The following is a 14,092-nucleotide window of genomic DNA, read 5'->3' as shown; positions in this document are numbered from 1 at the left end:
TGGTCTGTTCGACGTCTATTTCTGCCATCACTTTTTGCGAACAATCGACATTAGTAAGCCTGATTATGGTCAATAATGTGTCCACCATGTCCCCGCACATGTGTCAACCATGTGTCCGGTCCGTACACATGGGCGACAGAGCCATGGGAGCGTTTGAGTACCATCCAAAAGCGGAAAGAGGAGAGCTGAGGGGGACAATTAACCTTGCAGAGCTCTTCGAGAATTCCGTGGAAGTCCTGTCAGGAGACACTTCGGCAGTGCTTACCAAGCTCAGGCTTGCAGGGGGATCGCCTGGTGGTGCCCGCCCTAAAGCGATTGTCGCAATGTCTCCTGATGGGCAGCATGCAACGTCCGCTTTTGGGCCAATTCTGCCGGGCTATGATCACTGGATAGTCAAATTCAGGGCACCAGATGAGCCGGTTGAAACCGGCGCAATTGAGTATGCTTACTACCTGATGGCCAGGGACGCAGGTGTCGAAATGGCTGAGTCGACTGTCCTGAACATGACCATGCATGACGGTAGTCGCGAGGGCTTCTTCGCAACAAAGCGCTTTGACCGGCAGCGCGATAAAAAGCTTCACATGATCACGGTTTCTGCGCTTATGTACGCTACGTACAAACTGCCATCCATGGACTACAGCGGGCTACTGAAGCTCACAAACATGCTGACGCGTAGTGCCGCAGAGGTCGAAAAAATGGCCAGGGTGATGGTTTTCAATGCACTGTTTCACAACTACGACGATCACACCAAGAACTTCGCGTTCATCGGGCGTGAGCCAGAGAAGCCTGGCGACGAAGCAAGGTGGGCGCTCGCGCCGGCATACGACCTGACTTTCTCGGAGGCTCGGGGTGAACACACAACGGCATATAACGGTCGAGGGAAGGCAGCCCGGAGGCTGATTCAGGAGCTGTGCGCAGACTACAAGTACCTCAAGCCGAACGACTACATTGAGCAAACGCTAGCCGCATTTGCCCAATGGGATGACATTTTCAAAAGTGTAAGGATTCCCCTCAAAGCAGGCGCCGGTTACAAAGCTGTTCTGGAACAAGACCATGACTACTTCAAACTGATACGACCTACCAAGCGCTGACACCTCGTAGATGAGAATCGGAACGTTTGAACACCAGCCTTGAAGCTCCGCACCCTGCTTGGGCAACCCCTTCGGTTGCTCCCTTGTCCGAACTTGCCGGACTGGCTGCGGGGCAGGCCCGGCGGGCGGAGCCCTTGGCGGCATAACAACCAGCGCTGCCATCTGTCTAAAGTTCAGCGTTACCTGTCAACTTTGACAGTATCCATTGCACCGCCTTCACTGTTACATAGAGCGGCGAGGTGCGCCGTCATGCGCGGCTCGGGAGAGCGGTCATGGACAGGGCTACGGTCAGGTGGTTTGACGCCGTCAAGGGCATTGGTTTTGTCGCCCGCGACCGCGAAGGCAGTGCAGTACCCGTTCAGGCAACGGGCAATCCCTGCAGCGAAATCGATGCGCCGCCCAAGGCGCGCAAATCCCGCAAACGAAGAAAATAACCCCCCGCCTGCTCAGCAAACAATCACTACCACTGGTCGTTAATCCCAGTCTACCTGTCAACTCTGACAGTAGTCAGCTCTGCGTTCTCGCGGTTTGATGGTGCCAGGCACTGTACGCAAGTAGTAACGAGATGCAGGGGAAGGGTGATGGAAGCGGTGACGGGGACGATCAAGGTTTATAACCGCAAGACCGGTGAAGGGCTGATTGCGTTGGATGGCGATGATGAACCGGTGTGTTTGGACCGCTTGAGTTCAGCGTGTACCCGGTGGAGAGAAGGTCAGCGGGTACAGTTCGCCAGGATTCACCGGCCAAAGGGTGTGTTTGCGTTTTGTATCAGGCTTATCTAGCGGGATTTTTTGCGCGCAATGTCAGGAGAAGGGTTATGGCGACGGGTACTGTGAAGTGGTTTAACGAAACAAAAGGGTTCGGTTTTATTACTCCAGATGATGGTAGCGAGGACCTTTTTGCGCATTTTTCAGCGATTCAGAGTGCTGGGTTCAAATCTCTGCAAGAGAACCAAAAAGTCAGCTATGACGTAACGACAGGGCCCAAAGGCAAGCAAGCGTCCAACATCCAACCCTTATGAAGATCGTTCCCACGCTCCCGCGTGGGAATGCCTCCTGTGACGCTCTGCGTCACCGTTGCGCAAGGCTCAAGTCGGGACGCGGAGCGTCCCTGGCTGCATTCCCACGCAGAGCGTGGGAACGATCATCACGATCATTCAGGCAGGTTCTGCCTCTGGTGACGGCGCTCTGTCATCCAGCAGTCGCTCAGCCAACAACCGTCCCACCTCAATCAACTGCGCAATACCCAGCGCACCTTCTCGCTGTGTTCCTTCCAGGTCAAAGGCGACGTCGCAGGTCAGGGCGTGGGCGGATGCCAGGGTTTCGGTGAGGTTGACCAGCAGGTCTTCGGTGCTGATGCCGTCGATAAGGGTGAGGATTACGCTGGGTGGGGGATTTGGGGTGGGTTTGATCATTGTGAAGCTCCTTGCGAAAGTGGAGCCGCCACTGATCGCCGCGACGCGATTGAAGGTGGCAGCTGTACGCAGGTTCGCGGACCGGTCTAGGAGCAACCCGGCATACCCGAAGGTATCCCGCGCACAGCCGCCATAGCGCCGCACAGTAGACGATAAAAAAGCGTCGACTGAAAGGGAGATGGTGCTTTTACTCCGTAGTAAACCGGGCCGCGACGCCCGACCACTGCATTTGCAGCGGTGTACGGAGACTAGGGAGCCCGGTTCCTAGGGGCAACCCGAAAACCTTGTCGGAAATTTCCTCAGTAACAACAGGTACACACCCATCCAACTGTGGGAGCTGGTTGAAGATCGTTCCCACGCTCCCGCGTGGGAATGCCTCCTGTGACGCTCTGCGTCACCGTTGCGCAAGGCTCAAGTCGGGACGCGGAGCGTCCCTGGCTGCATTCCCACGCAGAGCGTGGGAACGATCTTTACAACAGGTACACCCCCATCCAGCTGTGGGAGCGGGCTTGCTCGCGAAAGCGGTGTGTCAGCCAAAACTGTTCTAACTGAACCACCGCCTTCGCGAGCAAGCCCGCTGAAGATCGTTCCCACGCTCCCGCGTGGGAATGCCTCCCGTGACGCTCTGCGTCACCGTTGCGCCGGGCTCAAGTCGGGACGCGGAGCGTCCCTGGCTGCATTCCTTTGCTGCGCGTGGGAACGATCATTACCCCCCCATCCAGCTCCCACATTTGAACCGGTGACCACTCGACGATCGTCGCCCTGAAACCAAAGTTGGAAGGCTTCTTGCAATACCGCCTCCAGGACGCTCTCCCGCGTCAAAACTTTGCTTCAAGGAACACGAGGAATACCGGTGGTAGATCGCTCTCAAATGCTCAACACGGCCCGTGGCACCCTGACTGATTTGTCGCGGGGCAACCTGGGTGTGCCGTTGTTGTTGCTGGTGATGCTGGCAATGATGATGTTGCCAATGCCGCCGTTCCTGCTCGACGTGTTTTTTACCTTCAACATTGCGCTGTCGGTGGTGGTGCTGCTGGTCTGCGTGTATGCCCTGCGGCCGCTGGATTTCGCCGTATTCCCGACCATTTTGCTGATCGCGACCCTGCTGCGCCTGGCGCTGAACGTGGCATCCACGCGGGTGGTGATGCTCCACGGCCAGGACGGCCACGCCGCCGCCGGTAAGGTGATCCAGGCCTTTGGTGAGGTGGTGATCGGCGGTAACTATGTGGTTGGTATCGTGGTGTTCGCGATTTTGATGATCATCAACTTCGTGGTGGTGACCAAGGGCGCCGGGCGGATTTCCGAGGTGAGCGCGCGGTTTACCCTCGACGCCATGCCCGGCAAGCAAATGGCGATCGACGCTGACCTCAACGCCGGCCTGATCGACCAGAACCAAGCTAAATCCCGCCGCCTGGAAGTCGCCCAGGAAGCCGAATTCTATGGCTCCATGGACGGCGCGAGTAAATTCGTGCGCGGCGACGCCATCGCCGGCCTGTTGATCCTGTTTATCAACCTGATCGGTGGCATCGCGGTCGGGATCTTCCAGCACGGCATGACCTTCGGCGATGCGGGCAAGGTCTACGCCTTGCTGACCATTGGTGACGGTTTAGTGGCGCAATTGCCATCACTGTTGTTATCCACAGCTGCAGCCATCATGGTTACCCGTGCTTCGGGCTCCGAAGACATGGGCAAGCAGATCAGCCGCCAGATGTTCGCCTCGCCCAAGGCGCTGGCCGTGGCCGCCGGCATCATGGCGATCATGGGCATCGTGCCGGGCATGCCGCACGTGTCGTTCCTGAGCATGGCGGCCATGGCCGCCGGTGGTGCCTACCTGTTCTGGCGCAAGCAAAATGCCGTCAAGGTCCAGGCCCAGCAGGAAATCGCCCGCCAGCAAGACTTGCTGCCATCCCCGGCCCGCGCCCAGGAAACCAAGGAGCTGGGCTGGGATGACGTGACCCCGATCGACATGATCGGCCTGGAAGTCGGCTACCGCCTGATTCCGCTGGTGGACCGCAACCAGGGTGGCCAACTGCTCGCGCGGATCAAGGGTGTGCGCAAGAAGCTGTCCCAGGACCTGGGCTTCTTGATGCCCACCGTGCACATCCGCGACAACCTTGATTTGGCCCCCAGCGCCTACCGCCTGACCCTGATGGGCGTGATCCTGGCCGAAGCCGAGATCTACCCGGATCGTGAGTTGGCGATCAACCCTGGCCAGGTGTTCGGCACGCTTAATGGCATTACCGCCAAAGATCCGGCTTTTGGCCTGGAAGCGGTATGGATCGAAGTCAGCCAGCGCAGCCAGGCACAATCGCTCGGTTACACCGTGGTCGACGCCAGCACCGTGGTCGCTACCCACCTCAACCAGATCCTCTACAAGCACTCCCATGAGCTGATCGGCCACGAGGAAGTCCAGCAATTGATGGGTTTGCTGGCCAAAGCCTCGCCGAAACTGGCCGAAGAACTGGTACCCGGCGTGCTGTCGCTGTCGCAGTTGCTCAAGGTGCTGCAAGCCTTGCTCGCCGAACAGGTGCCGGTGCGCGACATTCGCAGCATTGCCGAGGCCATCGCCAACAATGCCGCCAAGAGTCAAGATACTGCCGCTTTGGTGGCCGCGGTGCGTGTCGGGTTGTCCCGCGCCATCGTGCAAAGCATTGTAGGCATTGAGTCTGAGCTGCCTGTGATCACCTTGGAACCAAGGTTGGAACAAATATTGCTCAATAGTATTCAGAAGGCCGGACTTGGCCAGGAAGAGGGCGTTCTGCTGGAGCCAAGCATGGCTGAGAAACTGCAGCGTTCGTTGATCGAAGCCGCCCAGCGTCAGGAAATGGCGGGCCACCCGGTGATTCTGCTGGTGGCAGGCCCGGTTCGAGCGATGTTGTCGCGGTTTGGTCGCCTGGCAGTTCCGAATTTGCACGTTTTGGCTTATCAGGAAATTCCTGACAATAAGCAAGTGACTATCGTCGCGACAGTAGGGCCCAACGGCTGAGGTAGTGGGTTATGCAAGTTAAGCGTTTTTTCGCCGCCGATATGCGTCAGGCCATGAAACTGGTACGTGATGAGCTGGGCGCCGATGCCGCGATTATTGGAAACCGTCGCATTGCCGGCGGTGTCGAGCTGACGGCTGCCCTGGATTACACCCCGTCGGCGCTGGCGCCGCGCGTGCCGAACATGGAACTCGAAGACGAACTGCGCAAGACCGCCTCGCGCATTGTCTCGGCCCAGGCTGAATTGAGCATGCGTGGCGACAGCGATGCCAGCACCAATCGCCAATTGTTCGCCGGCTTGCCGCTGACCGCCGCCGAGCCGTTGGTAGAACCGACCTTCAAAGAACCGCCACGCCCTGCAGCGCCAGCCCCGGCCGCCGCTGTCGACCAGCGCGCGCTCGACTCGATGCGTTTTGAACTCAATGGCCTGCGTGAGCTGCTCGAAGTGCAGCTGGGCTCGCTGGCGTGGACGCAACTGCAAGGCAGTAAACCGCACCAGGCCAACCTGTGGCGTCGCCTGCAACGCATCGGCCTGTCCGGCCCGTTGTCGCGCGATTTGCTTGCACTGACGGCTGAAGTCGAAGAACCGCGCCAAGCCTGGCGCATGTTGCTGGCGCACCTGGCGCGCATGATCGCCACGCCGGAAATCGAACCGCTGGAAGAGGGCGGTGTGATTGCCATGGTCGGCCCCGCCGGCATGGGCAAGACCACCACCCTGGCCAAGCTGGCCGCGCGTTATGTGCTCAAGTACGGCGCGCAGAACATCGCGCTGATGAGCATGGACAGCTATCGCATCGGCGCCCAGGAGCAGCTCAAGACCCTGGGGCGCATCCTCAATGTGACGGTGACCCACGTCGACCCGGGCCAGTCGCTGGCCAATGCACTCGACCCACTGCTGCGCAAGCGCGTGGTGTTGATCGACACGGCCGGCCTGCAAGCCAGCGACCCGGCACTGCGCATGCAGCTTGAAAGCCTGGCCGGGCGTGGCATCAAGTCGAAAAATTACCTGGTGCTTGCAACCACCAGCCAGAAACAGGTTCTTACCGCTGCCTACCACAGCTACAAACGCTGTGGCCTGGCCGGTTGCATCCTCACCAAGCTCGACGAAACTGCGAGCCTGGGCGAGGTGTTGAGCCTGGCGATCAGTCATGAGTTACCGGTTGCCTACCTGACCGACGGGCCGCGGATCCCGGATGATTTGCATCTGCCGCGCCGTCATCAGTTGGTCAGCCGTGCTGTCAGCGTGCAAATGCAAGAAGAGCCTAGCGAGGAAGCGATGGCCGATATGTTCGCCGACCTTTACCACAACCCGGCTAAGCGGGTGGGGTGAGGCAGGATGAACACCGTGAAATGTATCTACATCGATGGTCTGCAAGCGATTCACGCGGCCAAGCCATGTAGCCTGCGTCTAAGCAAGACAAGGTAAAGAAATAAAATGGGCAGCATGCATCCCGTACAGGTGATCGCGGTGACCGGCGGCAAAGGTGGCGTCGGGAAAACTAACGTGTCAGTGAATTTGTCCCTGGCCCTGGCAGAGCTTGGCCGTCGCGTCATGCTGCTGGATGCTGACCTGGGCCTGGCGAACGTGGACGTTCTGCTGGGGCTGACACCCAAACACACCCTTGCCGATGTGATCGAAGGCCGTTGTGAGCTGCGCGATGTGCTGCTGCAAGGCCCCGGTGGCATTCGCATCGTGCCGGCTGCCTCAGGCACCCAGAGCATGGTGCACCTGAGCCCGGCGCAGCATGCCGGCCTGATTCAGGCGTTCAGCGACATCGGCGACAACCTCGATGTGCTGGTGATCGACACCGCCGCCGGGATCGGCGAGTCCGTGGTCAGCTTCGTGCGCGCCGCGCAAGAAGTGCTGCTGGTGGTGTGCGACGAACCCACGTCGATCACCGACGCCTATGCCCTGATCAAACTGCTTAACCGTGACTACGGCATGAACCGCTTCCGCGTGCTGGCCAACATGGCCCAAAGCCCGCAGGAAGGGCGAAATCTGTTTGCCAAGTTGACCAAGGTCACGGATCGCTTCCTCGATGTCGCCTTACAATACGTGGGCGCAGTTCCTTATGACGAGTGTGTGCGCAAGGCTGTGCAAAAGCAGCGTGCAGTCTATGAAGCGTTCCCTCGTTCGAAGTGCGCATTGGCGTTCAAGGCTATTGCTCAGAAGGTCGATACTTGGCCGTTGCCTGCCAACCCTCGGGGGCATCTGGAGTTTTTCGTCGAGCGATTGGTGCATCAGACGAGCGCGGGACCTGTGCTATGACATCCAGCGGCTACAACCTTTACAAAAAGTCGGCACGTGACAGTCAGGGCGAACTGATCGAGCGCTATGCGCCCTTGGTCAAGCGCATTGCCTATCACTTGCTGGCACGCCTGCCTGCCAGTGTGCAGGTTGAGGACTTGATCCAGGCCGGCATGATCGGCCTGCTCGAAGTGTCGACCAAATACGACGCGAGCAAGGGCGCGAGTTTCGAGACGTATGCGGGTATTCGCATACGCGGTGCGATGCTCGATGAAGTGCGTAAAGGGGATTGGGCGCCGCGTTCGGTACACCGCAATACGCGTATGGTCAGTGACGCAATTCGTGCAATTGAAGCAAAAACCGGTCGTGACGCTAAAGATCATGAAGTTGCGGCCGAACTCCAATTGAGTCTCGACGATTACTACGGGATTTTGAACGATACCTTGGGCAGCCGCCTGTTCAGTTTCGACGACCTTTTGCAGGACGGCGAACACGAAGGGCTGCACGAGGACGGCGCGAGTGCACATCTGGAACCGTCGCGCGACCTGGAAGACGAACGTTTCCAGAGCGCGTTGGCGGAGGCGATTGCCAATTTGCCGGAGCGTGAGCGACTGGTGTTGGCGCTGTACTACGACGAAGAGCTGAACCTCAAGGAAATCGGTGAGGTCCTGGGGGTCAGCGAATCGCGTGTCAGCCAGCTGCATAGCCAGTGCGCCGCCCGCTTGCGGGGGCGATTGGGAGAGTGGCGCGCGCGCTGACAGGCAGTGTGGGGACACTGCAGACGCTACCGCAAAGGCTCTACGCTTTTGCGGGTTCGTGCCGTGGTGCCCTGGGCAGTCCTTTTTGTGTAACGCCTGTTGATTGAAATGGCGCGTCCAGGTGCTGGGCGCGTTTAAGACTGCTTGGAGGTCGAATTGGACAAGAACATGAAAATCCTCATCGTTGATGACTTCTCAACGATGCGGCGGATCATAAAAAACCTGTTGCGTGACCTTGGGTTCACCAACACGGTCGAGGCGGATGACGGCCTGACGGCGATTCCGATCCTCAACAGCGGGAGCATCGACTTTCTGGTAACCGACTGGAACATGCCGGGCATGACCGGTATCGACTTGCTGCGTCACGTGCGCGCCGATGAAAAACTGCGCAGCTTGCCTGTGTTGATGGTGACCGCCGAAGCCAAGCGTGAACAGATCATCGAAGCCGCCCAGGCCGGGGTTAACGGTTACGTGGTCAAGCCATTCACTGCATTGGCCTTGAAAGAGAAGATCGAAAAAATCTTCGAACGCATCCACGGCTGATGTCACCACGGGGGAGCTATGGAGCATAAAGAAACGTCACAGGGCGATTTTGAATCGACCCTGAAAAAGCATGCTCACCAGTTGGTCGACAGCCTTGAAAAAGGCCAGTTCGGCGACGCGGTGCAGTTGATCCATGAGCTTAACCAGACCCGTGACCGCGGCCTGTATCAGGAAGTGGGCAAGCTCACACGCGAGCTGCACAGTGCAATCGTCAATTTTCAGATTGACCCGCACATGCCCCAGGCCGAAGAAATCTCGCAGATCACCGATGCCACCGAACGCCTGTCCTATGTGGTCCGGCTGACTGAGGCGGCGGCCAACCGCACCATGGACCTGGTGGAAAACGCCACGCCCTTGGTCAATGGCATGGCCACCGAAGCTCAGGCGCTCAGCGTTGACTGGGGCCGCTTCATGCGCCGGGAAGTGGGGGCTGAGGAGTTTCGTGAGTTGGCGCGTCGGGTCGAGGGCTTTCTGTCGCGCACCGAACAGGAAAACCGCACGGTGGCCAGCAACCTCAATGACATTCTGCTGGCCCAGGATTACCAGGACCTCACCGGTCAAGTGATCAAGCGCGTGACCCAACTGGTCACCGAAGTGGAAAGCAACTTGCTCAAATTGGTGCTGATGGCCGGCCAGGTCGACCGTTTTGCCGGCATCGAACATGACCGCGCAGCGATCCTCTCGGAAAAAGATCCACAAAAACATCTCGCCAAGGGTGAAGGTCCGCAGATTCATGCCGATAAACGTGAAGACGTTGTGTCAGGTCAGGATGACGTAGATGACCTGTTATCCAGTTTAGGCTTCTAAGGAGCACCCACATGAGCTTCGGCGCCGATGAAGAAATCCTTCAGGATTTCCTTGTAGAGGCCGGCGAAATTTTAGAGCAACTGTCCGAACAACTGGTCGAGCTGGAAAGCCGACCGGATGATGCGAACCTGCTCAATGCAATTTTTCGCGGTTTTCACACTGTAAAAGGGGGCGCCGGCTTCCTCCAGCTCCATGAGCTGGTGGAGTGCTGTCACATCGCCGAGAACGTGTTCGACATCCTGCGCAAGGGTGAGCGTCACGTCGACTCGGAACTGATGGACGTGATTCTCGAAGCATTGGATGCGGTCAACGGCATGTTCAGCGAGGTGCGTGAACGTGCGCCGATCACGGCTGCCACGCCGGAGTTGCTGGCTGCGCTGGCACGCCTGGCCGAACCTGCCGATACCTCGGTTGCGCCGGTCGCCGCGCCTGAGCCTGAGGTTGAAGCCGAGCCGGATGTGACCGACAGCGAGTTCGAACAGCTGCTCAACTCCCTGAGCGCGGTGAAAGCCGAAGCTGAAGCACCGCAAGCGGTGGCTGCGCCTGCCGTGCCGACCAGCGAAGACATTACCGACGCAGAGTTCGAATCCCTGCTCGACCAGTTGCACGGTAAAGGCCAGTTTGCGCCGGACGCCGTGGCACCTGCTGCTGAGTCGGCAGCGCCTGCTGCGTCTGCCACATCTACAAGCGCCACCGACATTACCGACGACGAATTCGAAGCACTGCTCGACCAACTGCATGGCAAGGGCACGTTTGCCGCCGAAGCCTTGCCGGAAGTCGCCGCCATCGCGGCCGCACCTGCCGCCAGCGCCGCGCCTGCCAGCGTTGAGCCTGGCGCTGACGGCCTGATCTCCGATCACGAATTCGAAGCGCTGCTCGACGAGTTGCATGGCAAAGGCAAGTTCTCTGAAGTGGCCCCGGCTGCAGCAGCGACTGCAACGCCTGTGGCTGCCAAACCTGCGCCAGCCAAAGCCGCCGCGCCTGTGGCTGCCAAGCCCGCACCGGCACCGGCTGCCGCACCTGCGCGTGCCGCAGCGGCGCCGGTAGCCGAAAAGCCTGCCAGTGAAGCCGAAACCACCGTGCGGGTTGATACCGCGCGCCTGGACGACATCATGAACATGGTCGGCGAACTGGTGCTGGTGCGTAACCGCCTGGTGCGCCTGGGCCTGAACAGCGGCGATGAAGCCATGCAAAAGGCCGTGTCGAACCTCGACGTGGTCACCGCAGACTTGCAGACCGCCGTAATGAAAACGCGCATGCAGCCGATCAAGAAAGTCTTCGGCCGTTTCCCGCGCCTGGTTCGCGACCTCGCGCGCCAGCTCAAGAAAGAAATCAACCTGGAACTGGTGGGTGAAGAAACCGACCTCGACAAAAACCTTGTCGAGGCCCTGGCCGACCCGCTGGTCCACTTGGTGCGCAACGCCGTCGACCATGGCGTCGAAACCCCGGAAGAACGCGAAGCCTCGGGCAAGTCGCGTAACGGCAAGGTGATTCTGGCGGCCGAGCAGGAAGGCGACCATATCCTGCTGTCGATCACCGATGACGGCAAAGGCATGGACCCGGCGATTCTGCGCAATATCGCGGTCAAGCGCGGCGTGATGGACAAGGACGCCGCCGACCGCCTGACCGACACCGAATGCTACAACCTGATCTTCGCGCCGGGCTTCTCGACCAAAACCGAGATTTCCGATGTGTCCGGCCGTGGCGTGGGCATGGACGTGGTGAAGACCAAGATCAGCCAGCTCAACGGCTCGATCAACATCTACTCGACCAAGGGCCAGGGCTCCAAGATCGTGATCAAGGTGCCGTTGACCTTGGCGATCATGCCGACCCTGATGGTGATGCTGGGCAACCAGGCGTTCGCCTTCCCGCTGGTCAACGTCAACGAGATCTTCCACCTCGACCTGTCACGCACCAACGTGGTGGACGGCCAGGAAGTGGTGATCGTGCGCGACAAGGCGTTGCCACTGTTCTACCTCAAGCGCTGGCTGGTGGCTTCGGCCAAGCATGAAGAGCAGCGCGAGGGCCATGTGGTGATTCTGTCCGTGGGCACCCAGCGCATCGGCTTTGTGGTCGATCAACTGGTGGGCCAGGAAGAAGTGGTCATCAAGCCTTTGGGCAAAATGCTGCAGGGAACCCCAGGCATGTCGGGTGCGACCATCACCGGTGACGGTCGGATCGCGCTGATTCTTGATGTTCCGAGCATGCTCAAGCGTTACGCCGCTCGGCGTATTTGATTCTGGTGGGGCAGGGCGGTAGTGCCCGCCCCGCCTAACGGAGTGTTTATGGCAGTCAAGGTCCTGGTGGTGGACGATTCGGGTTTCTTCCGCCGCCGCGTCTCGGAAATTCTTTCCGCCGATCCAACCATCCAGGTGGTCGGCACGGCCACCAACGGTAAAGAGGCGATTGATCAAGCCATTGCGTTGAAACCGGACGTGATCACCATGGACTACGAGATGCCGATGATGGATGGCATCACCGCAGTCCGGCACATCATGCAGCGCTGCCCGACCCCGGTGTTGATGTTCTCCTCGCTGACCCACGAAGGCGCCCGGGTGACCCTCGACGCGCTGGACGCGGGTGCGGTGGACTTCCTGCCGAAGAATTTCGAAGACATCTCGCGCAACCCCGACAAGGTCAAGCAGATGCTGTGCGAGAAGGTGCACAGCATTTCGCGCAGTAACCGTCGCAGCCTGTTCAGTGCGCCTGCGCCTGCGCCAGTTGCCGCGCCGACGCCTAGCACCTCGACGTTTGCTCGCCCGGCCCCGGCCCCGATAGCCCGGCCCGCAGTGGCGCCGGTGCGGGCCCCGGCACCGAGCGCGCATTTGCCTGCGCCCAAGCGCAAAGCCTACAAGCTGGTCGCCATTGGTACGTCTACCGGCGGCCCGGTGGCCTTGCAGCGCGTATTGACCCAACTGCCGGCCAACTTTCCGGCGCCGATCGTGTTGATCCAGCACATGCCCGCCGCCTTCACCAAGGCCTTCGCCGAGCGCCTGGACAAGCTGTGCCGCATCAGCGTCAAGGAAGCCGAGGATGGTGACATCCTGCGTCCTGGCCTGGCACTGCTGGCACCGGGCGGCAAGCAGATGATGGTCGACGGCCGTGGCGCGATCAAAATCCTGCCGGGCGACGAGCGCTTGAACTACAAGCCGTGCGTGGATATCACCTTCGGCTCGGCGGCCAAGTCCTACGGCGACAAAGTTCTGGCGGTGGTACTCACCGGCATGGGCGCCGACGGCCGTGAAGGCGCACGCCTGCTCAAGCAGGGTGGCAGCGCGATCTGGGCGCAGGACGAAGCCAGCTGCGTGATTTATGGCATGCCCATGGCCATCGTCAAGGCGGACCTGGCTGATGCGGTTTATAGCCTGGACGACATTGGCAAACATCTGGTGGAGGCCTGCCTCTGATGGATGTCTTGAGCCTGATTGGCATCACCATGGCGTTTGTCGCGATTATCGGCGGCAACTACCTGGAAGGCGGCCACCTCGGCGCCTTGGCCAATGGCCCGGCGGCGCTGATCGTGATTGGCGGTACTGTGGGCGCGGCGCTGTTGCAGTCGCCGCTGAGTTCGTTCAAGCGCGCCATGCAGATTCTGGTGTGGATTATCTTCCCGCCGCGCGTGGACCTGCCCGGCGGCATCGACCGTGTGGTCAACTGGAGCCTCACCGCGCGCAAGGAAGGCCTGCTGGGCCTGGAAGGCGTGGCCGATGCCGAGCCCGACAGCTATGCACGCAAAGGCCTGCAATTGCTGGTCGACGGCGCCGAACCCGAGGCGATTCGCAGCATCCTTGAGGTGGATTTCTACACCCAGGAAAGCCGCGACATCAACGCCGCCAAAGTCTTTGAAAGCATGGGCGGCTACGCGCCGACCATCGGCATCATCGGTGCCGTGATGGGCCTGATCCACGTGATGGGCAACCTGGCCGACCCGTCGCAACTGGGCAGCGGCATTGCCGTGGCGTTTGTCGCCACCATTTACGGCGTGGCGAGTGCCAACCTGGTGTTGTTGCCGGTGGCCAGCAAACTCAAGTCGATCGCCATGCGTCAATCGCGTTACCGCGAAATGCTGCTGGAAGGCATCTTGTCGATTGCCGAGGGCGAGAACCCGCGCTCCATCGAATTGAAGCTCCAGGGCTTCATGGATTAATGCCCATGCACATCGACCTGTGGCCAGTGAGCGTTATGTGGCGAGCGAGCTTGTTGTGGCGATCGAGCTTGTTGTGGCGAGTGAGCTTGCTCACGCTGGG

Annotated in this window: 13 protein-coding genes; 12 read left to right on the top strand and 1 reads right to left on the bottom strand. The window is 59.8% G+C overall.

Going from position 1 to position 14,092, the window contains the following annotated elements; all coding sequences use genetic code 11:
• Positions 1-65: 65 nt before the first annotated feature.
• The 3 genes from GIW48_RS14585 (at position 66) to GIW48_RS14575 (ending at position 2,112) form a co-directional block, all read left to right on the top strand.
• On the top strand, positions 66-1,091 hold the full coding sequence (locus GIW48_RS14585; protein ID WP_442963265.1) for a type II toxin-antitoxin system HipA family toxin: 1,026 nt from the start codon (positions 66-68) through the stop codon (positions 1,089-1,091).
• A gap of 272 nt (positions 1,092-1,363) precedes the next feature.
• Positions 1,364-1,525: a cold-shock protein gene (locus tag GIW48_RS14580; protein ID WP_236462063.1), complete on the top strand. Its 162-nt coding sequence runs from the start codon at positions 1,364-1,366 to the stop codon at positions 1,523-1,525.
• Between the two features lie 383 nt (positions 1,526-1,908).
• Complete coding sequence (locus GIW48_RS14575) at positions 1,909-2,112, top strand: cold-shock protein (protein ID WP_099548885.1); 204 nt, start codon at positions 1,909-1,911, stop codon at positions 2,110-2,112.
• A gap of 135 nt (positions 2,113-2,247) precedes the next feature.
• Here the strand turns inward: GIW48_RS14575 and GIW48_RS14570 are convergent, their stop codons facing one another.
• Positions 2,248-2,505 carry a DUF6124 family protein gene (locus GIW48_RS14570; protein ID WP_236472928.1) on the bottom strand — a complete coding sequence of 86 codons (258 nt, stop codon included), beginning with the start codon at positions 2,503-2,505 and terminating at the stop codon, positions 2,248-2,250.
• A gap of 871 nt (positions 2,506-3,376) precedes the next feature.
• Here GIW48_RS14570 and flhA point away from each other — a divergent pair.
• From flhA to GIW48_RS14525, 9 genes are all read left to right on the top strand, one after another.
• Positions 3,377-5,491, top strand: coding sequence for a flagellar biosynthesis protein FlhA (gene flhA / locus GIW48_RS14565; RefSeq protein WP_032865399.1), 2,115 nt, complete (start codon positions 3,377-3,379; stop codon positions 5,489-5,491).
• A gap of 11 nt (positions 5,492-5,502) precedes the next feature.
• Positions 5,503-6,819, top strand: a complete 1,317-nt coding sequence (flhF, locus tag GIW48_RS14560; RefSeq protein ID WP_236462061.1) for a flagellar biosynthesis protein FlhF — start codon at positions 5,503-5,505, stop codon at positions 6,817-6,819.
• 105 nt (positions 6,820-6,924) lie between these two features.
• Positions 6,925-7,758, top strand: coding sequence for a flagellar synthesis regulator FleN (gene fleN / locus GIW48_RS14555; RefSeq protein ID WP_003192912.1), 834 nt, complete (start codon positions 6,925-6,927; stop codon positions 7,756-7,758).
• Positions 7,755-8,495, top strand: a complete 741-nt coding sequence (gene fliA / locus GIW48_RS14550) for an RNA polymerase sigma factor FliA (RefSeq protein ID WP_017134957.1) — start codon at positions 7,755-7,757, stop codon at positions 8,493-8,495. The genes fleN and fliA overlap by 4 nt, the downstream gene beginning before the upstream one ends.
• A 168-nt stretch (positions 8,496-8,663) precedes the next feature.
• Positions 8,664-9,038 (top strand): chemotaxis response regulator CheY, encoded by a 375-nt coding sequence (locus GIW48_RS14545; protein ID WP_003192908.1) that lies wholly within the window; start codon positions 8,664-8,666, stop codon positions 9,036-9,038.
• 18 nt (positions 9,039-9,056) lie between these two features.
• A complete protein-coding gene (locus tag GIW48_RS14540) occupies positions 9,057-9,845 on the top strand; it encodes a protein phosphatase CheZ (protein ID WP_099548887.1) in 789 nt (262 codons plus the stop codon).
• Between the two features lie 11 nt (positions 9,846-9,856).
• Positions 9,857-12,082: a chemotaxis protein CheA gene (locus GIW48_RS14535; RefSeq protein ID WP_017134959.1), complete on the top strand. Its 2,226-nt coding sequence runs from the start codon at positions 9,857-9,859 to the stop codon at positions 12,080-12,082.
• A 48-nt stretch (positions 12,083-12,130) separates the two neighbouring features.
• Positions 12,131-13,252, top strand: a complete 1,122-nt coding sequence (locus tag GIW48_RS14530; RefSeq protein WP_236462058.1) for a protein-glutamate methylesterase/protein-glutamine glutaminase — start codon at positions 12,131-12,133, stop codon at positions 13,250-13,252.
• Entirely contained in the window at positions 13,252-13,992 is a 741-nt protein-coding gene (locus GIW48_RS14525) for a flagellar motor protein (protein WP_005790033.1), read from the top strand. Before GIW48_RS14530 ends, GIW48_RS14525 begins: the two co-directional genes overlap by 1 nt.
• Positions 13,993-14,092 lie beyond the last annotated feature (100 nt).

This window comes from Pseudomonas sp. PA-6-3C (assembly GCF_021605825.1).
GTDB lineage: Bacteria > Pseudomonadota > Gammaproteobacteria > Pseudomonadales > Pseudomonadaceae > Aquipseudomonas > Aquipseudomonas edaphica.
The sequence above is the reverse complement of the archived record's forward strand: the minus strand, read 5'-3'. Positions and strand labels throughout refer to the sequence as shown.